Here is an 18,444-nt window from a genome sequence, read left to right as displayed (position 1 = left end):
CGTAACACGCCACGTTCGCCTTACCTCTCAACGGATCATTTGAAGATCGCGATGGGATGAACGACGAGTTCACCGGTTTCGGGGTCCCAGTCCTCGACCTTGCCGAGACACCGCGCCCGGAACGCGCCGGAGGGCGCGGTGTCGCGCAGGGGTCGCTGGTCACGCAGGTGAAGCGGATCCGCCTGCTCCGCCCCGGATCGTCCGGATTCCCGTACGGTGCCACGAAAACCGTCTCGGTGCCGGTCTGGGAGCGTTTACGGAACAGGCCCTTCACCGAGACGAACGCCTCGACACCCCGCGCAGGACCAGCGTCTGCTGGAACGGCACCACGACGGTGCCGCTCACGAGCAGGACGATCAGGCCGCTCACGGCCAGCACCAGCGCGGGCCCGAAAGTGCGGAGAAAACGACGGCGCAGAAAGAACGCCGAAGGCTTTGGTCGGATGGTGAGCTGGGGTTCTTCACGAAGCGAGCTATCGGTGGTCACCGATTTCCTCCCCGAATGTCCGGCAAGGCCTATTTTACCGGGGCGCACCGACGGAAAAGCACGTCTCGATCCGGCTTCGGGACCCACCCTCACCAGGCCGGGAGGCCGGACGGTTAGGCTCTTCGGTGGCGAAAACCGCCATGCACCACGACGCCGGGAGATCTGAACCGCCATGCTGGACCGAGCAGTCATCGACGCCCTCTTCCCCGCCGACCTGCCCGAGCCCGAGCACTGGGAACAGCGTTACCCCGCCCGCGAGCTCCCCGAGGGCGCCCTGGTCACCCGCTTCGGCCCCTCGCCGACCGGGTTCGTCCACATCGGCGGCGTCTACGTCGCCACCATCGACCAGGACGTCGCCCGCCGCAGCGGCGGCCGCTACCTCGTCCGGGTCGAGGACACCGACCGGTCCCGCGAGGTCGAAGGCGCCATCGAGCAGTTCGAGCGCGGTTTCGCCTACTTCGATCTCGCCGCCGACGAGGACATCCACCGCGGCGGCGATTACGGCCCGTACCAGCAGTCCGAGCGCGAGCAGATCTACCTGACCTACGTCCGCCACCTGCTCCGCAGCGGCCGCGCGTACCTCGACTTCGCCACCAAGGACGAACTGGCGGCGATCACCGCCCGGCAGCAGGCGACGAAGCTGCCGACCGGCTACTACGGCTCCTGGGCCATCTGGCGCGACGCCGACCCCGCCGACGTCCAGGCCAAGCTCGACGCCGGGGACCCGTACGTCGTGCGGTTCCGCGCGCCCGACGACACCGGCGCCCGCGCGCGGTTCACCGACGCCATCCGCGGCCCGCTGGAGGCCGAGGCCAACCGCAACGACGTCGTCATACTCAAGAGCTCCGACCAGAGCCCCCGGCTGCCGACCTACCACTTCGCGCACGCCGTCGACGACCACCTCATGCGCGTCAACCTGGTCATCCGCGGCGACGAGTGGATCTCGTCGGTGCCGGTGCACCAGCAGCTGTTCGACGCGCTCGGCTTCGAGCCGATCACGTACGCGCACATCGCGCCGCTGATGAAGCAGGAGGGCGGCAGCAAGCGCAAGCTGTCGAAGCGCAAGGACCCGGAAGCGAGCGTCGACTTCTACATCGAGTCCGGCTACCCCACCAAGGCCGTCCTCTACTACCTGCGCGGCCTCGCCAACGGACGGCTCGCCGAGATGCCGCTCGACCAGGCGCTGGCCGAGCCGATCAAGCTCGAGGAATGCGGCGTCGCCGGCCCGCTGGTCGACCTGGTCAAACTCGACGACATCTCGGCCGACCACATCGCCACGCTGACCGGTACCGAGATCCTCGAAGAGGTCCGCGGCTGGGCGGAGCGGTTCGACCCCGAGCTTCGGACCGTCCTCGACGCCGAGCCGGAGCTCGCCCTCCGCGCGCTCGCCGTCGAGCGCGACGGCGCCGAGAACCCGCGCAAGGACCTGAAGAAGTGGAGCGAGTTCCGCGCCGTCTACGGCTTCTTCTTCCCGCAGCTGCACGCCGCCGTGGCGAGCGCCGACGACGAGCGGATCGCCGCCCTCGGTGTCGACTCCGAGGTCGTCCGGGCCGTGGCACGGGACTTCGTCGAGAACTACCAGCAGCTCGACGACGGCCAGGAATGGTTCCAGCAGATCCGCGAGGTCGCGGCGAAGCACGGCTTCGCGAAGAACGCCAAGGAGTTCAAGAAGAACCCGGAAGGCTTCCCTGGCTCCATCCGCGAGGCTTCGCAGATCATCCGGATCGCGATCACGGGCTCGACCCGGAGCCCGGACCTGCACGCGATCACCCAGGCGCTGGGGCGCGAGGAGACGCTGGGCCGGTTCTCCGGTCTCGTCGCCGAGTGACTCGGTCCGTGAAGGCCTCCTTGCCTACCCTGAAGGTAGGGAAGGAGGCCTTCACGGACAGGTGCTCGCCACGTTCACGAGGCGGGCAGGAACTGGTCGTAGAAGGCCGTCTTGACCGCGACGACCGCCTGCTCCGTCTCCCGGAACCGTTCCCGCGCCTCGCTCGAGTCGATCAGCTGCACGAGCCGCAAGCCGAGCTGATCGGAATGGGTGAGCGAAAGCGGGGACGCGGCGGCGAGCGGGCGGGACTTCGCGTCGTGCACATGGTGCGGGTAGTAGAAGACGGACCTGCCGCCGAGCACCGGGCCGATCCGGCGCCACAGTTCGCCGTACTCGACCGAAACCAGCACCTCGCCCCAGAAGCGCAGGATGGTCAGCAGTTCGACGTCGGCGTACTTCGAGTCGCCTGCCGAAGCGATCAGCTCCATGGTGGTGTCGATACAAGCCGTCGTGGCCAGTGACCGCCGGGACCGCACCAGCGCTTCCCGCGGGACACCCAGCGCGAGGATGTCCGCCATCAGGTCCTCGCGGTGCGAAGGCGTGTTGCCGGGCGAAGTGTTGTCCGGGTACTCCTCGCGGATGATGACGCGGGCGATCCGTTTGGACTGCTCGTCGGTGAGCAGGTCGATCGCCAGGTCGTAGGCCATGGTGAAGGCCAGCGACAGGAACCGCCGCTGCAGCAGGACGGCCTGCAGGTCCTCCGGCGAGAGCTCGGTGACGCCGCGCAGCGCCGGATGCCGCCGGAACCGCTCGATCAAACCGTCTTCGTACTCGTCGAGTTCGCGCATCACTACACCTCTTGCTCAGAAACGGATCATGTCGATGCTTCGGTTCCAGTCGGCGAGGTCCACGTCGCGGCCGATGTCCCACAGCGTGTCGAGCTCGCGCTGGATCTGTTCGCCGAGCACGGTGTCGTGCGTGCCCTCGATCTCGAACTGCGGCGAGTCGATCGCCAGCTGGCCGTGCAGGAACATGCTGACCAGGTAGCGCCCGTCGGCCCGGTACACCGAGACCGAGGCCTGCGAGTTGAACACCCGCACCTTCAGGTTGGCCTGACGTTTCGCCAGCCGCCGGTGCAGGCGGGCGAGGGTCTCCAGGCACTCCACGATCCCCGTGCTCACGAAGGTCTTGCCCGCGCCGTCGCTCCGGTCCAGTGCCGCTTCGCGCAGCCCCACCAGCATCGAGTTCGGGTGCAGCAGCATGATGCGCACCTGGGCGCGCCGGTCCACGATCGCGGCTTCCAGTTCCTTTTCCAGTCGTTGCAGGTTGGGGATCCAGGTGTTCAGGATCGTCACCTGCTTGGCCTTCGCGATATGCGCCGCGAACTCGTCGTCCGGAAAGCGTTTGTGCACTTCTACGACGCCGCCGTAGTGCGAACGGCGTCGGCTCGCGGCGATGGTGTCGATGTCGAGGCCCGCGAGGCGGTCACGGATGTCCTCCAGCGCGCGCAACGGGGTCAGCTCGATGAGCAGCACCACGACCACTCCGCTGACCATGATCAGCGTCAGCGTGGAGATGCCTTTCGGCGCCACTTTGTCCAGCAGGCCGAGCTGTTCCGCGATCCCGACCGCGAAGCCGGCCACCGCCAACCCGCCGAGACTGAGCAATTCGAGCCAGCGACGCATTCTGCGGGGCATTCACCCTCCGGGATCCGGTGACTTGGCCCTTATGTTCCCACGGTGAGAGAGACCTTTGTGATCGGGGTCACCACCTTTCGTGTGACGCCTTTTCTTCCGCGGAATTCACGCGAAGAATCGAATCCGGCGCGGGATTCCGCAGCACGAAGGGCGCACGTCACAGGGACGGCGTGAAACGCGCGGACACCGACAGACGACTTACCCGGTACGCAAGTACGGAAAGTTGTGGTCGATGAGCGCTGATCGCGTTGTCCAGCTGCGCTGGGAGCCTCGCCGCGTGGCCGACGACGGCGGCGCGGCGTTGTCCTACCCCGGAATCTCCGTCGTCCGGACCAGGGACGGTGAAGTCGTCGACCGCGTTTGGGTGCCGGTCGGGGAAGAACCCACCTTCGCCGACGACGAGGCCTTGATCGCCGCCCTGCGCGCCGCCTGGTGCTGGACGAGATCCGCCGCGTGACTCGCTATTCGTCGCCGGCCCGGTATTTGCGCTGGTGCTCCTCGTCCTGCTCACGCGGCGACTTTTCCGCCCAGCGCCCGTGGACGAGGTCGTTCTCCGTGTAGTCGGCACGTCGCGAGGCCCAGCCCGGCAACATGAATTTGCGTGTCCCGCCCCGGCCTCGGTCGCGCAGGTCGGTGACGACGGCGACGCCGATCACCAACACGAGAATTCCGAGGGCTATCCAGATTCCGACCATGGTCCGCTCCCCCGCAGATCAGTCAGTTTCGACCAGGGTAGCGGTGAACGGCGGCCGGGTGCGTCTCATTTTCGCCGGCGAAGAGCGCGAACATGACGGTGCCCGGTATCCGCGAGGTTCGCGGACACCGGGCACCGGGGGCGGTCAGCCCCGGGCGTTCGGGTCGATCACGTCGCCGGCCAGCCCGGTGGCGGCGTCACCGAAGGCACCGGTGGAGTCGACGACGCCCTGACCGGCCGCGGTGGCCGAGTCGACGGCGTCCTGGCCCGCGGTGGTGGCGCTTTCGGCTAGCCCCTGGCCGGTCTCGGCCAGTCCGCCGGCGGACTGGGTGACCTGGTCGGCGGCGCCGGAAAGGTCGACGCCGGTCAGTTCGCTGACCTTGTCGCCCGCGCCACCCAGCAACTCGGCGGCCTTTTCCTTCAGCGAGTCGAACAGGCTCATCTGGGGTACTCCTCGAAATCGGTCGTGCGCAGGCGGCTGAACGTTCACCGTACAGGACAAAACGGGCACGGTGTGCGACCATCACCGCTCCGGACAGGTGAATACCGAGGACCGCTCAGAGACAGGGCGGCCGGTAGCGGTCGATCGAGAGACCGCGGAAATCGAGCCGGTTCGGCGTTTTGCCGACGAAGACCAGGCCACGCGCCTCGGTCAGCGCCGAGGCGAAGGAGTACCCGGGCGTCCCCAGTTCGGGCAGCGTCGTCCAGGCCTCCGCCTTGAAGCTGAAGAACTTCTTCACGAGCTTCCCGCCGGTCGACGGCACCTTCGTGAGCCACTTGTCGCCACCGCTCCACTTCGAGGCGGGACGCAGCTGGACGTAGAGGTCGTCGGTCGCGCTGTAGGTCATCCAGAAACCGGCGGATTTCGAAAGATCGGCCTGCGCTTCGAACCGATTCCCGAGCCAGACGACGACCACGTGCCATTCGGCGTTGACGAAGTCCACCTTGGCCGCGTAACCGCCGCGTTCCCGGACGAGGAGGCTGCCGGTCGGCGGCACCGTGGTGCCCTCGCCGGAGGCGAGCCACTGCTGCAACCGGTCGATCGACGGGGTGGCGCATTCGCAGCCGTGCCCGCCGGACGCGTTCGCGACGGCACCGGGGCCGATCAGCGAGGCCAGGAGCATCGACACGATCACCGCGAGCGTACGACCGAAAGGAACCCTGGATCCTTTGCGCATCCCCGGAAGTTAGCACAGCGGGCGCCGATGCCCCGCTCATCGGGAATCGTCCTTTGTGGACAGACTGGCGAGCTCGGCGGCGAACAGCACGGCGGGGTCGAACCCCATCCCGGCGAAATGCCCGGCCAGCTCCAGCGACAGGACGCCGTGGATCCGGGTCCAGAACGTCACGGCGCGACGGAGGACCGCGGAGGACGCCGGCAGTCCGCCCGCCCATCCGCGATGATCCTCGACGTGACCGTCGAACACCGTCACCCGCCCGTCGTCCGGAGCATCCGCGTGCACCCTGAGCAGTACGGCCATGATCTCGTTCGAGATCTCCGTGGTGTCGCCGGGCGCGCGATAACCGGGAATCGGCGTCCCGTAGACGAACAGGTATCGCTGCGGATCCGCCAGCGCCCATTCCCTGATCGCGCAGGCGACTTCGGCCACGCCGCCGGACTCGGCCGCCGCCCGGACGACGTCGGCGAGGCTTCGGTAGGCGTCGCGGACGAGGTCCGTGATCAGGTCGTCGCGACTGGGGAAGTACCGGTACAGCGCGGGGCCGCTCATGCCGACGTGTTTGGCGATCGCGTTGAGGGACAACGCGGAGACACCCGTCGTACCCAGCTGCTCCCACGCGTGCCGCTTGATCTCGGCGCACACCTGGGCCCGGTACCGCTCACGCGAAGTCTTCACGGCGACTCCCTCCAGGCTCGTTCAGTTAGAGGCTATCACTTTTCCTATTGACACTCACGGTCGAGTGGTTATAGCTTCTAACTATCGCGATCACCGCCAACAAGGAGCTCGCATGACCCTCCGCCGCACCGCCGTTCTCGCGCTTCCCCTGGCCCTCGGCCTGCTCGGTGGCGTCGTGACGCCAGCGCGGGCCGACACCACTTCCCCCGCCCCGCTTTCGTGCCAGGGCAAGACCATCGACACGAAGGCCCCGATCCACTACCGGACCGAGACCTTGATCAACGCTCCCTTGAGCAAGATCTGGCGGCTTCAGACCGACGTCGAACGCTGGCCGTCCTGGCAGGAGCCGGTGCTGAGCAACGAACGCCTCGACCGGGGCCCGCTCCGCAAGAACTCGCGGTTCCGCTGGACGACACCGGCGCCACCGACGGCCACGACCCCCGCCACCACGCTGTCGATCACCTCGACCGTCCACCAGATCCAGCGCGGCGAATGCCTCCGCTGGAGCGGGCCCGCGGTCGGCGAAGGCCTCAGCATCGACAACGGCGTCCACGTCTGGACCTTCACCGAGGTCGAGGGCGGCGTCCTCGTCCGCACCGAGGAGAACTGGGCGGGCGCCCAGGTGGAGGCCGACGTGCCCACCGCGACCGAATTCCTCGGCTGGGGCCTCGAAGCCTGGCTGAAGGATCTCAAGACCACCGCCGAATCCCACCGCTGACCGCATTCCGAACCCCGGAGGAACCGATGTCCACCCCGACGCTCGACCGTGAAACCACCGTCCGCCGCTTCCCGCGTTCCGTCCTCGTCTCGGCCTGGGCCGTGCCGGTCATGATCATCGGCCAGTTCGCGATGCTCGCCGTCGGCCCGGTCGCCCTGGTCCTGATCGGCACCCTGCGCGACGCCCGGTTCAAGGCGCTCCGCTGGGGAGCGATCGCCCTCACGGCGGCCTACGCCACGCCTCTGGCGCTCTGGGCCATCGGCCCCGAACGCGCTCAGAGTCTGTCCAAGGACATGCATCCCGTCTTCGCCACGATCATCGTCGCCGTGGGAGTGGCGTTCGCCGTGTCCGGCCACGTGGTGAGCCGGAAATCCCGCAGTTAACCGACTAATCGCGAGGTGGGGCGAACGAGGGGAGCACGCCGAAGGAAGCCTTCCGCGAAGCCCGGCGCAACGTCGCGAGCACGGCGGGCCCCAGCACCAGGATCGCCACCGTGTTCGTGATCGCGCGGCCCGTGTCCCAGCCGGCCGTCGAGGTCAGCACGGTGAACACGGCGAACCGGTGCAGGTTCTCCAGCAGCGGGGCGCCGGGCACGTAGGAGATGTGCCCGGCGTGGTACGGCACTTCGGCGTCGGTGATGAACGGCCAGAACCACAGGTTCATCAGGAGCCCGAAGACGTACGCGACGAGGATCCCGTACCCCACCAGCATCGCGATCTCGGCTTTGCCGGTGACGCGGCGCGGCAGCAGTCCCGCGCCCATCCCGATCCACGCCGAGCACATCATCTGGAACGGCAGCCACGGCCCCACCCCGGCGGTCAGCAGCGCCGAAGCGAACATCGACGTGCAGCCCAGCACGAAACCGAAGCCGGGACCGAACACCCGTCCGGCCAGCACCAGCAGGAAGAACACGGTCTCGATCCCCGCGGTCCCCGCGCCGAGCGGCCGCAGGGCGGCGTTCACCGCGGAAAGCACGCCGAGCATCGCGAGCGCCTTGGAGTCCATGCCCCCTTCGGACATCTCGGCCAGCACGATGACGATCAGGATCGGCAGGATCCCGATGAACACGAACGGCGCGTCCTGGCCGTGCTGCATCGACTGAGGCTCGACGCGGACCAGCAGCGGCCAGACGAACATCATCAGCCCCGCGAGCGACGCGAGGCCGAGCACGGTCGCCGAGCGCGGGCCGAGCCGGACCGCCGGGGCCATCGTGGTCACGGGACCTCCAGCGGAAGCGCCGATCGGACCTCTTCGACGGTGAGCCAGGGCCCGCCGAGGATCTTCGCGATCTGGGTGGCGAACGCCGGGGAACCGCCGAGCACCTCGCCGGTCGGACCGTCCGAGACGACTTCTCCCTCCGCCATCACGATCACCCGGTGCGCGATCGTCGCGACGAACTCGACGTCGTGGGTGGCCACGACGATCGCCTTGCCCTCGGCCGTCAGCGAAGCGATCATCCGCGCCAGCGCCGCCTTCGCGGTGTAGTCGAGACCGCGCGTCGGTTCGTCCAGGAGCATGATCCGCGGGGCGGCCGACAGCTGCACGGCGAGCACCAGCGCGAGACGCTGTCCCTCGGACAGGTCACGCGGATGCGACGCGGGATCGATCCCCGGAGCGAGCCGGTCGAGCAGGTCCCGGCAATGCCCCGGCTCCGCACCGGATTCCGCGTCGGCGGCTTCGCATTCGGCGGCGACGGTCTGGAGGTACAGCAGGTCGCTCGCGGTCTGCGGCACCATGCCGACGAGCGCCCTCGCCGCGGCGCTGCCCAGCGTCTTCGGGTCCTTGCCTTCGACGGTGACCTTGCCGCCCTGCCGGGGCCCGGAGCCCTGCACCGCCCACAGCAGCGACGACTTGCCGGAGCCGTTACGCCCCATCATCGCCAGTACTTCGCCGGCGCGCAGGGACAGATCGACCTCCCGCACCGCGACCTTCGGCCCGTACCGCACGACCACCCCGGACGCGGAAAGCAGCTCTTCGCCGACGGTGACGCTTCGCGCGGCGGGCGTCCCCAGGGTCAGCGACGAAGCGCGCCGCCGGGCGTCACGCACCGACATCGGCAGCGGATCCCAGCCCGCCAACCGTCCCAAGTGGACGATCGGGGGCGCGATGGGCATGTCCTTCAACACCTCCGGCGGTGTCCCATCGATCACTCCGCCGGTGCCGGGGACGTGGATCATCCGGTCCGCGAACGGGATCACGCGTTCCATCCGGTGCTCGGCCATCAGCACCGTCGTGCCGAGGTCCTCCACCAGCCTGGCCAGCGTCGCGAGCACCTCCTCGGCCGCGGTCGGGTCCAGCGCCGACGTCGGTTCGTCCAGCACCAGCACCTTGGGGTGGGTGGTCAGCACCGAACCGATCGCCACCCGCTGCTGCTGGCCGCCGGACAGCGTCCGCAGCGCGCGCCTGCGCAGCTCCGCGATGCCGAGGAGGTCGAGGGTCTCCTCCACCCGGCGCCGCATCACCTGCGGGCCGAGGCCGAGCTGCTCCATGCCGTACGCGAGCTCGTCCTCGACCGTGTCGGTGACGAAGCCCGCGAGCGGGTCCTGTCCGACGACGCCGACCAGATGCGCGAACTCGCGCGGCGGCCGGGACCGCGTCGTCACGCCGTCGACGGACACCGTGCCCTCGAGGTGGCCGCCGGTGAAATGCGGGACGAGACCGTTGATCGTGCCGAGCAGCGTCGACTTGCCCGCGCCCGTCCGGCCCGCGAACAGCACGAGTTCGCCTTCACCGATGGACAGCGTCACGTCTGACAGCACCGGTTCGGTGCGGCCGTGGTAGGTGAAGGAAACGTGGTCGAGTTCGATCATGCGCGGACTTCTTCTTCTAGTGCGGCGTAAGGAGGTTCGGGGGCCGGGGTCAGGAACGCGGGCAGCACGCCCACCAGTACCCCGAACAACGGCGCCCACGACAGCGACGGCCAGGACAGGTCGATCAGGGAGGGGTTCATGTTCATCGGGTTCACGCTGGAGGTCACGAACAGGGTCACCGCGACCCCGATCCCGCTGACGGCGACGACGATTTCCGGCAGGTGCCAGCGATCGGGCCGGTACCGCGTGCGCCGGACCCGCTTACCCGCCGACCAGAAGCCGGCCAGCCCGATCACGACTCCCGCCGAAAGCACCGGCGCGGCGAGGTAGCGGGGCGTCGAACCGTCCAAAGTGGCGTAAACGCCGACGCAGACACCGAGCAGGCCGACGATCATCAGCGTTCCCGTGATCAGCCTCGTCCGTGCCTCGATCAGCCCCGCACGGCCGTAGCCGCGCGAGTCCATCGACGCGGCCAGCTGCAACGATCGCGAAAGCGCGTCCTCCAGCACGGGAATGAGGACGGTGTGCAGGGCCTTCATCTTCTTCTTCCCCGAACCGCCGCGCAGTTTGCGGGCCCGACGGACCCGCAGCACGCTTTCGGCCAGCTGCGGGAACACCGACAGCGCGACGATCACCGCCGTGCCCACCTCGTACAACGCCGGCGGCATCGCCTTGAGCAGCCGTTTCGGATTCGCGAGCGCGTTGGCCGCGCCGAGGCAGATCACCATCGCCGCCAGCCGCATCCCGTCGTAAAGCCCGCCCAGCAACGATTCCGCGGACACGTCGCCGAAGAGCCGGATCCCCGCCGCCCATTCCGGCAGCGGGATCTCGGGCAGCCGCAAGATGATCGTGGATCCTTCGGCACCGCCGAACACGATGCGGAAGAACACGCGGATCGCGACGATGAAGGCGCCGAGGTACAGGTAGAGCCGGAACGCCAGCGCCCACGGCGCCTCGCCGCGCCGGGCCACGACGACGTACCCCGCGACCGCCACGATGGTCAGCAGCAGCCACGGGTTCGTCGTACGGGTCGCGGCGACGGCGAGCCCCAGCGCCCACACCCACCACGCGGCCGGATGCAGGTCGCGCGGCAGGAAGTACGACGTCATCAGGCTCCTTGCGCGCGTTTGCGTCTGCGCGCCATCAGGAATCCGGCCAGGCACAACGCCAGTACCGCGGTGGCCGCCGCCCACGGCGCCCAGTCGCTCGCCCCGGACTCGCGTTCGATCGCCGCGTTGACGTCCTCGGCGTGCTCACCGCCGGTGAACGCGACGTTCCACGACGGGTCCGGTGCCTTCGGCCGCGCCGAGGCGCTCGGTCGCGGTTTGGGCGGCGGCAGCGCGCCGGAATCCGTACCCGCGGCGGGGGCTTCCCCCACGCTCGGTTCCGCACCGGCCGTTTGCCGCGGACCGTCCCCCGGCTGCGGTCGCTGCTGCCGCTCGCCGGGATCGCCGGTGGCGGGCTTGGCCTCTTCGCGCGGCACGCAAGGCCGGCTCTCGGTGCCGGGCCGTACGGCGGAGACCCGCGGGACGGGGTTGCTCTTGGCGGTGGCGTTCAAGGAGAACGACCAGCCCTCGAATCCGCCGGGGGTGAAGTCGCGGTTCTTGAGCCCCCACTGGCTGTAGTCCCACGCGCAGTTGTTCGAGGCGTGCCAGTAGGACCAGTAGGCCTGCGCGGGAGGCGTGTCGACACACGGCTCCCGGTACTCCCCGCGGCCGCTGACCGGGATGTTCTCGGCCGCGGACGGGCGGTTCTCGATCCGGCAGACGAACGACTCGCCCCAGCGCTGCACCCCGGCGATCTGGAAACCGGCGCCCTTGAGCGCGTCCAGCCCGGTGCCGCGCGTGGTCTGGGGATTGCAGCGGACGATGGCCGTGCCGCCGAGTTGCTGGAAGTCCACCACCACGGTGACCCCGGTGTCGTCCTTGCAGAACCCGGGATACCCCTTGCCCTGGTCGACGGCGTGCGCGGACGGTGCCGTGGCGGCGATCAGGAAGACCGCCGCCACCACGGGAAGGACCTTCCTCACGGGATGGCCGGGTTCCTCGGCGTGACACCGGGCGACGGGTTGGTCGTCGCCGACTTGTTCAGCGAGAACGACCAGCCCTCGAAGCCGCCGGGGGTCACGGTGCGGTTGAGGGCGCCCGTGGTGCTGTAGGTCCAGGTGGTGCCGGAGCCGTCGGCGTGCCAGTAGCCCCAGTACGCGCCGGGGGAAGGCGTGGTGACGCAGGCTTCCTTGTAGTTCGGGTTGGACGACAGCGGGATGGTCTCCGTCGCGGCCGGGCGGCCTTCCAGGCGGCAGACGAAAGCGAGGCCCCAGCGGGCGGTGCCGGCGACCGCGATCCCCGCGTCCTGCAACGCCTTGATACCCGTGCGGGTGGTGCCCGGCGCGGCGTTGGGCGAGCAGCGGGTGATCGTCGGCGCGGCGGTCCCGCCGTTACCGTCCAGCTCCTGGAAGTCGACCACGACGGTGACGCCGGTGAGCGCGTCGGGGCCGGTGCAGATCCCGTTGTAGCCCTTGGTGGTGTCGACCGCGTTCGCGGGTGCGGCGGAAAGCCCGATCAGTCCGATGAGGACGGACGTGACGGCGAGCAGTCTCTTCATGGTGTTGCCCCCTTTTTCTTGGTGAAACGGCGAAGTACGAAAACCAGGCCGAGCACGGTGAGCAGCAGCAGGACGGCCAGTCCGGCGAGCCCCCAGATCAGCCATGACGGCGGGGAGCCGGACTGCTCCGCGGCCAGTACCGGTGCGGCGGACGGATTCGCCTCGGTCAGCGGCAGCTGGATCGCGGGCGAGAGCGGCGACTCGGCCGCGGTCAGCCAAGAGCGGCCCGCGACTCCTTGCGCGGCGGCCAGACTGGTCGGGAAGTCGGTCTCCCCGGCGGATCCCTTGGCCAAACCGCCGTCGGCTCGGACCAGCTTGCCCAGTGACCGCGCCGTTCCGCTCGCGTCGAGGCCGGCGGCCTGCCGCGCGGCGGCGACGGCGGCGCTCAGCGCGACGTCCGGCTCTCCGTCCTCTCCGGTGACGACGCCCTCGCCGGTCGGCCGGACGCCGAGCGCGCCCACCGCGGAGACGAACGCCGACACACGCCGCTCGGTCCAGCCGTCCGGGCGCCGGGATGGGGGCGCGGCGTCGGTGTGCGGGCGCGCGGCGAGCGCGGTGACCGCGGCTGCGGTCGCGGCGAGGTCGCCGGAGCCGCATTCCACGGTGTCTAGATGCTTCGGGAAGGTTCCGTCGGCGCACTGACGCGAAAGGAGCAGTTCGACCGCGGGGCCGGGATCGGTCGCGGTGGCGAGCACCGCCCAAGCATGCCGCTCGACGGTCTCGTCGGCATCGGCGAACGATCCGGTGTCGGTGAACTCACCGTCGGTGCCGCGCAGCTTCACCAGATCGGCGCGCAGTGGACCGGCGGCATCCGACTTCGCGAACTCGGCGACGAGCACGAGTTTCGCGAGCGGCTCGGCATAGGACGCCTCGCCTTGCTCATACGGCGCGCCGTGGGCATAGGCCTGGACGGCTTCCGGCTTCAGCAGGAACTGCGACGCGCGGGCGACCGCGTCCGGCTGCTGGTCAAGCGCTCGCAGGGCCAGCACCACGTCGGCGGTGGCGTCGTAGTCGACGTAGGTCTTGCCGTCCTCGGTCACCTCGACGTGGTCACCGCCGGCGAGCCGGTTCGCCAGGTAGGCGCCGAGGCGGACGGGCGGTGTCGCCGTGACCGGGGCGGCGATCGCCGCCGGTGGCTGGACGACGGTGGACGCTTTGGGCGTGCCCGCCTTCCTGGGTCTGGGCGGCGGCGTCACCGCGGTCGTGGTGGTGGTCGTCGTGGGAGCCGGGGCGACGTCGGCCGGTGGCCGGACGTCACCCTTCGCGAGCGCGTAGAAGCCGACCTGCGCCAACCCGAGCGAAGCCTGGGCACCCGCGCGGATCCAGGTGTCGAGCCCGCTGATCCCCGACGTGCGCGCGGACTCGTAGTCGGCGGGGTTGTAGGCGATCGCGCCGAGCTCGCCCGCGAGCTTGGTACCGGAGTCTGCGGCGGCGTTCGCCTGCGCGGATTTGAGGTACCGCACGCCCTTGTTCACCGCCGCGTCCGCGCCGCCGGCGTCGGCGAGCGCCTGGACGATCAGGCCGGTGCTGTTGGTGTTCGGTGCTTCGGTGCTGACGCCACCACCCCAGCCGCCACCGGCGGTCTGGTTCGCCTTGAGCCACGAGACGGTCTTGGCGATCGGCGCGTCGAGCCCGGTCGCGCCCGCCTTCCGTGCGGCCAGCAGCGCCGAGAGCCCGAGACCGGTGGCGTCGCCGTCCGACGGCGACAGGTCGAGCGGTTTCCCCTCGTCGCAGGTCGAGATCTTGCGTCCGTCCGGCGTGACGTGGTCGCCGGTCTCGTTCGTCGGGATGTCCTTGAAGAAGAGGCGGAAGTAGCCCTCGGAACACTGCTGGGTCAGCAGCTTGTCGATGGCGAGACGTTCGCTCTCCCCCGCCGCGGCGAGCCCGATGACGCCGAGCGCCTGGCCGAACGTGTTCGCGTCGTTGTTCACCGGGCCGGTGTGCTCCGGATCCTTGGAGTAGTCGCTGATCCGGCCCTTGTCGGGGCCCTTGCGCATGATCGCGGCATGGGTCTCGGCGACCAGGTCGTATCCGTCGACGTTTCGCGGGTCCCGGCCGGAAACCTGCGCGGCGACCAGCATCTTGGCGAGCGAGCCGCCGACGACGACCTTGTCGTACCCGCCCCCGGGAACCAGCCCGTCCCAGGTGAAGTAGTCGGTGGCGTGGCCTTCTTCGTCGAGGAACCTCATGATCGGCTCGGCCTTGGCGCCGTCACCCGACGCGTACATCGCGAAAAGGACGTCGAGCATCACGCCGTGGTCCGGCAGTGTGCCGCCGCTGGGATTCTCGAGCGTGCCGTCCGGCTTCAGCTTCGTCGCGAGCCAGCGGGAATTCGCCTTCGCGGCGCCGAGGTCGTTCGCGGCGGCGGCCGTCCCGGTGAGCAGTGCGGCGACCACGCCGACGCTGACGGCGAACGCCATCGCGGCCAGGTACCCGCGGCGCATGGCTCCTCCTTGCGGCGTGACGGAGGACGGCGCGGGACGCCGCGGTCACCCCTGTTTATCGCGACAGTGGTTCGTTCATCCGCCCGTTCGGTATCCCGGCTCGCCCTGGTGAAGGGCCTACGGTTGCGCGACAGCGCCGGATTTCGACCGGCTTCCCCGTCACGGGCGGCGGTGTTCTGTTGTCGAGCGAGGCGAGGTTAACACTCGATCACCTCCGGCAGGCACCGCTGACCAGGTCGGTCATCAGGATCACACCGGTCCTTCGCGCTCGGCGGTACTCTTCGGTTCGTCCGATTCAGCGCGGTCGTGGGGGAAGTCCGGTGAGAGTCCGGCGCTGTCCCGCAACGGTGTGCCTCCAGGCGAGCCCGGTCACCCACGTCGCGCGGTGTCACCGACTCCTGTCGTGGAAATGCGGGAAAGGGTTCTCATGAGACGTTTGGTTTTCGCTGTCGTGCTGCTGTGCGGCATCGGGCTGGTCGCCGCTCCGGCGGCGGCCGCGGCCACCCACAACAAGGCGGACGCCGCCGCGGGCTGGCTCGCAAGGCAGCTGACCGACGGGGAACGGTTCGAGGCCGACTTCGGCGGCCAGAAGTTCCCCGACCAGGGTTTGACGATCGACGCGGTCTTCGCGTTCGCCGCCGCCGGGGTATCGGACACGAACGCGGGCAAGGCGATCGCGTGGCTGGCGAAACCGGAGATCACCACGGCCTACGTCGGCGGTGGCACGGAGGCGTACGCGGGCGCGCACGCCAAGCTGCTGCTCGCCGCGCAAGTCCGCGGCAAGGACCCGGCGTCGTTCGGCGGTGTCGATCTGAAGGCGGGCCTGCTCTCGCTGCTGACGCCGTCCGGCCGGTTCTCCGACCGGTCCGAATACGGCGACTACTCCAACGCTCTTTCGCAGTCGCTCGCACTGCTGGCGCTGGACCGCACCGGCGAGGCGCCGGCGCGGGCCGTGGCGTTCCTCGCGGGCAGCCAGTGCCCGGACGGCGGTTTCCCGCTGAACTTCGGCGAAGCGACGTGCGTGAGCGACGTCGACGCGACCGCGACGGTCGTCCAGGCTCTGCGCGCCACCGGTGACGCGGTGAACGCCGGGGAGGGCACCTCCTGGCTGGTCACCAAGCAGCACCCGAACGGCGGCTTCGGTTTCGGCACCGACGCGCCGAACGCGAACAGCACCGGCCTCGCCGCGCAGGCGCTGGCCGGGCACCGTCCCGCCGCCGCGGTCAAGGCGCGGGAATTCCTGCGGTCACTGCAGACCGGCTGCGCCGGCGCCGAGGCGGACCGCGGCGCGATCGCCTACGACGCCACGGGCCTGAACCCGTCGACCGCCCCGCGCGCGACCGCGCAGGCGATCCTCGGCCTGGCCAGGGTTCCGCTGAGCGACCTGCACGGCGGCGGACGTCCGCAGGCCCCGGTCCTGGCCTGCCCGTAACTCGCGTGATCAGCGACGTGACTCGCGTGTTTGGAGGCGTAACTCACGAGTCACGCCGCTGATCACGCGAGTTACGGCTCCAATCACGTGAGTTACGGCTCCAATCACGCGAGTTCCTCACTCCCCGGCGGCGACGCGGCGCGCGAGTTCCACGCGGGACCGCACCCCCAGTGCCGTGAAGATGTTCCGCAGGTGGTGATCCACCGTGCGATGGCTGATCACCAGCCGCCGCGCGATCTCCTTGTTCGTCTCCCCCGCCGCCACCAGCCGGGTGATGGCGTCCTGCTGCGGGGTGAGCCCGGCGAGCGACCGGTGCGGGGTGTCGACGGTCTCGCCGGTCGCCCGCAGCCCGGCCCTCGCCCGTTCGGCGAACCGGGCCGCGCCGACGTTTTCGAAGCCGCGCAGGGCATCGCGGAACTGGTCGCGGGCGTCGCGGGTCCGGCGATGCCGTCGCAGCAGGGTGGCGTACGCGAACCGGGTCCTGGCGAGTTCCATCGCGCCACCCGCCCGCCGGTGCGCCTCGATGGCCAGTACGAAACGCCGTTCCGCGGTCTCCGGATCCGGCGCGGTCAGCGCGTGACAGCGGTGGCTCAGCGCGAGCCAGCAGGGTTCCGCGCCCGCGAGGGTCCAGCGGTCGAACACCTCCAGCGCGGCCAGCGCGCGTTCGGGCCGCCCGGAACAGACGGCCGCTTCGACGAGTTGCGGCGTGGCCAGCACCCGGATCACCGGCTGGTCGCCGGAGACACCCGAAGCGAGATCTTCGAGCCTGCTCAACGCGTCGTCGGGCCGGTCCTCGGCAAGGTCCAGACAGGCGTTCGCCCACGCGGCGACCGCGGCGGGCCTGCCGAGGCCGCGTTCGGCGATCCCCTCGGCCGCCTCGCCCAGCTCCGGTACGCGGTCACCGAGCAGGGCGGCGGCCAGGCCCAGCAGCGTCAGATGCTCCATCCGCAGGTTGTGCGGTGCGCGCAGCCCGTCGCGGGACGCCGCCCGCGCACAGGGGATTCGGTCGAGCGCGATCGCCGAGAGCGACAGGTAGATCAGCGCCCACGGCAGTTCCGCGTGCCGTTTGCCGAGGCGCGCGCGGCTCACGGCCGCGGCCGCGTATTCGTGCGCCCGTTCGGCATGCCCGCGGGCGAAGGCCGCTTCGGCCGCCCAGACGGCGCCGGCGACGTCCGAGCCGGCCATCCCTTTGGCGACGGCGTCCGTCAACGGAGCGACGGCGTCCTCGTGGCGGCCGGCGTAAACCGAGGTGAGACCGTGGAAATGGGCGGAGGCCAGCTCGTCGCCCGCCGGGACCGTCCGGGCGAGGGCCCGGTAGCCGCTCAGATCACCACCGAGCCTGCGCGCCTCACCCGCCAGCAGGAGCGCGCCCGCCGGATCGGGCAGCAGGTCCGCCGCCGCGCCCAGTTCGTGGGTGGCGACGGCGGGATCGCCGTCGCGCAGCTCGATCTCCCCGTGCAGCAACGCCACCGCGCCCGGTTCGGTGTCGACCCTGGANCGCTCAGATCACCACCGAGCCTGCGCGCCTCACCCGCCAGCAGGAGCGCGCCCGCCGGATCGGGCAGCAGGTCCGCCGCCGCGCCCAGTTCGTGGGTGGCGACGGCGGGATCGCCGTCGCGCAGCTCGATCTCCCCGTGCAGCAACGCCACCGCGCCCGGTTCGGTGTCGACCCTGGACAGCAGCAGCCGTGCCCACCCGGATCTGCCCGCCTGCCACGCCGCGTCCGCCGCCGCCAGGAGCCGGGTCGCCCGGGTCGCCGGATCGGCGGTCAGTGCGGCGGCGCGTTCGAGCTGCCGGGCCGCGGCCGCGTGATCCACCGCCGGTGCCGCGGCGAGCGCGTCCGCGAGCGGCTCGGAGGGCGTGGCCGTCGCCATCGCGCGATGCCAGAGCGCGTCGGGCCCCTCCTCGGCGGAGGCCAGCCGCGCGTGCGCCGCC

General features: G+C 70.1%; 19 protein-coding genes and 2 riboswitches. Of the genes, 5 read left to right on the top strand and 14 right to left on the bottom strand.

Annotated elements, in window-relative coordinates; translation table 11 throughout:
• Positions 1 to 270: 270 nt before the first annotated feature.
• A complete protein-coding gene (locus tag ACXIZN_RS06685; protein ID WP_457953109.1) occupies positions 271 to 486 on the bottom strand; it encodes a hypothetical protein in 216 nt (71 codons plus the stop codon).
• A gap of 172 nt (positions 487 to 658) precedes the next feature.
• On the opposite strand from ACXIZN_RS06685, the gene ACXIZN_RS06680 reads away from it, so the two are divergent.
• Complete coding sequence (locus ACXIZN_RS06680; RefSeq protein ID WP_457953108.1) at positions 659 to 2,314, top strand: glutamate--tRNA ligase; 1,656 nt, start codon at positions 659 to 661, stop codon at positions 2,312 to 2,314.
• Between the two features lie 74 nt (positions 2,315 to 2,388).
• On the opposite strand, the gene ACXIZN_RS06675 is transcribed toward ACXIZN_RS06680, so the two are convergent.
• Both ACXIZN_RS06675 and ACXIZN_RS06670 read right to left on the bottom strand, forming a co-directional pair.
• Complete coding sequence (locus ACXIZN_RS06675) at positions 2,389 to 3,102, bottom strand: hypothetical protein (RefSeq protein ID WP_457953107.1); 714 nt, start codon at positions 3,100 to 3,102, stop codon at positions 2,389 to 2,391.
• A 15-nt stretch (positions 3,103 to 3,117) separates the two neighbouring features.
• On the bottom strand, positions 3,118 to 3,951 hold the full coding sequence (locus tag ACXIZN_RS06670; RefSeq protein ID WP_457953106.1) for a hypothetical protein: 834 nt from the start codon (positions 3,949 to 3,951) through the stop codon (positions 3,118 to 3,120).
• A gap of 232 nt (positions 3,952 to 4,183) precedes the next feature.
• On the opposite strand from ACXIZN_RS06670, the gene ACXIZN_RS06665 reads away from it, so the two are divergent.
• Complete coding sequence (locus ACXIZN_RS06665) at positions 4,184 to 4,408, top strand: hypothetical protein (RefSeq protein WP_457953105.1); 225 nt, start codon at positions 4,184 to 4,186, stop codon at positions 4,406 to 4,408.
• Between the two features lie 4 nt (positions 4,409 to 4,412).
• On the opposite strand, the gene ACXIZN_RS06660 is transcribed toward ACXIZN_RS06665, so the two are convergent.
• The 4 genes from ACXIZN_RS06660 to ACXIZN_RS06645 form a co-directional block, all read right to left on the bottom strand.
• Positions 4,413 to 4,646: a hypothetical protein gene (locus ACXIZN_RS06660; protein WP_457953104.1), complete on the bottom strand. Its 234-nt coding sequence runs from the start codon at positions 4,644 to 4,646 to the stop codon at positions 4,413 to 4,415.
• 144 nt (positions 4,647 to 4,790) lie between these two features.
• Positions 4,791 to 5,087 carry a hypothetical protein gene (locus tag ACXIZN_RS06655; RefSeq protein WP_126734169.1) on the bottom strand — a complete coding sequence of 99 codons (297 nt, stop codon included), beginning with the start codon at positions 5,085 to 5,087 and terminating at the stop codon, positions 4,791 to 4,793.
• A gap of 115 nt (positions 5,088 to 5,202) precedes the next feature.
• Positions 5,203 to 5,781 carry a hypothetical protein gene (locus ACXIZN_RS06650; protein WP_457960467.1) on the bottom strand — a complete coding sequence of 193 codons (579 nt, stop codon included), beginning with the start codon at positions 5,779 to 5,781 and terminating at the stop codon, positions 5,203 to 5,205.
• A gap of 78 nt (positions 5,782 to 5,859) precedes the next feature.
• Positions 5,860 to 6,501: a TetR/AcrR family transcriptional regulator gene (locus ACXIZN_RS06645; protein WP_457953103.1), complete on the bottom strand. Its 642-nt coding sequence runs from the start codon at positions 6,499 to 6,501 to the stop codon at positions 5,860 to 5,862.
• Positions 6,502 to 6,613: 112 nt separating this feature from the next.
• Between ACXIZN_RS06645 and ACXIZN_RS06640 the strand changes: the two genes are divergently transcribed.
• Both ACXIZN_RS06640 and ACXIZN_RS06635 read left to right on the top strand, forming a co-directional pair.
• On the top strand, positions 6,614 to 7,219 hold the full coding sequence (locus ACXIZN_RS06640) for an SRPBCC family protein (protein ID WP_457953102.1): 606 nt from the start codon (positions 6,614 to 6,616) through the stop codon (positions 7,217 to 7,219).
• Positions 7,220 to 7,245: 26 nt separating this feature from the next.
• Positions 7,246 to 7,602: a hypothetical protein gene (locus ACXIZN_RS06635; RefSeq protein WP_457953101.1), complete on the top strand. Its 357-nt coding sequence runs from the start codon at positions 7,246 to 7,248 to the stop codon at positions 7,600 to 7,602.
• Between the two features lie 4 nt (positions 7,603 to 7,606).
• On the opposite strand, the gene ACXIZN_RS06630 is transcribed toward ACXIZN_RS06635, so the two are convergent.
• The 6 genes from ACXIZN_RS06630 to ACXIZN_RS06605 are packed head-to-tail and all read right to left on the bottom strand — an operon-like array spanning position 7,607 to position 15,077.
• Positions 7,607 to 8,428, bottom strand: coding sequence for an ECF transporter S component (locus tag ACXIZN_RS06630; RefSeq protein WP_457960466.1), 822 nt, complete (start codon positions 8,426 to 8,428; stop codon positions 7,607 to 7,609).
• Between the two features lie 5 nt (positions 8,429 to 8,433).
• Entirely contained in the window at positions 8,434 to 10,029 is a 1,596-nt protein-coding gene (locus ACXIZN_RS06625) for an ABC transporter ATP-binding protein (RefSeq protein WP_457953100.1), read from the bottom strand.
• The gene (locus tag ACXIZN_RS06620; RefSeq protein ID WP_457953099.1) at positions 10,026 to 11,138 is read right to left on the bottom strand and encodes an energy-coupling factor transporter transmembrane component T; all 1,113 of its coding nucleotides are present in this window, start codon (positions 11,136 to 11,138) and stop codon (positions 10,026 to 10,028) included. Before ACXIZN_RS06620 ends, ACXIZN_RS06625 begins: the two co-directional genes overlap by 4 nt.
• Entirely contained in the window at positions 11,138 to 12,058 is a 921-nt protein-coding gene (locus ACXIZN_RS06615; protein ID WP_457953098.1) for an ABC transporter substrate-binding protein, read from the bottom strand. The genes ACXIZN_RS06620 and ACXIZN_RS06615 overlap by 1 nt, the downstream gene beginning before the upstream one ends.
• Positions 12,055 to 12,633: a flagellar hook-length control protein FliK gene (locus ACXIZN_RS06610; protein ID WP_457953097.1), complete on the bottom strand. Its 579-nt coding sequence runs from the start codon at positions 12,631 to 12,633 to the stop codon at positions 12,055 to 12,057. Before ACXIZN_RS06610 ends, ACXIZN_RS06615 begins: the two co-directional genes overlap by 4 nt.
• Entirely contained in the window at positions 12,630 to 15,077 is a 2,448-nt protein-coding gene (locus ACXIZN_RS06605; RefSeq protein WP_457953096.1) for a hypothetical protein, read from the bottom strand. The genes ACXIZN_RS06610 and ACXIZN_RS06605 overlap by 4 nt, the downstream gene beginning before the upstream one ends.
• A 67-nt stretch (positions 15,078 to 15,144) precedes the next feature.
• A riboswitch (cobalamin riboswitch) is annotated at positions 15,145 to 15,259 on the bottom strand.
• An 87-nt stretch (positions 15,260 to 15,346) separates the two neighbouring features.
• Positions 15,347 to 15,472: riboswitch (cobalamin riboswitch) on the top strand.
• A gap of 32 nt (positions 15,473 to 15,504) precedes the next feature.
• Here ACXIZN_RS06605 and ACXIZN_RS06600 point away from each other — a divergent pair.
• Entirely contained in the window at positions 15,505 to 16,509 is a 1,005-nt protein-coding gene (locus ACXIZN_RS06600) for a prenyltransferase/squalene oxidase repeat-containing protein (RefSeq protein ID WP_457953095.1), read from the top strand.
• Positions 16,510 to 16,626: 117 nt separating this feature from the next.
• On the opposite strand, the gene ACXIZN_RS06595 is transcribed toward ACXIZN_RS06600, so the two are convergent.
• A complete protein-coding gene (locus tag ACXIZN_RS06595) occupies positions 16,627 to 17,979 on the bottom strand; it encodes a helix-turn-helix transcriptional regulator (RefSeq protein ID WP_457953094.1) in 1,353 nt (450 codons plus the stop codon).
• Positions 17,980 to 18,444 lie beyond the last annotated feature (465 nt).

The organism is Amycolatopsis sp. TRM77291 (assembly GCF_054166285.1).
The sequence above is the reverse complement of the archived record's forward strand: the minus strand, read 5'-3'. Positions and strand labels throughout refer to the sequence as shown.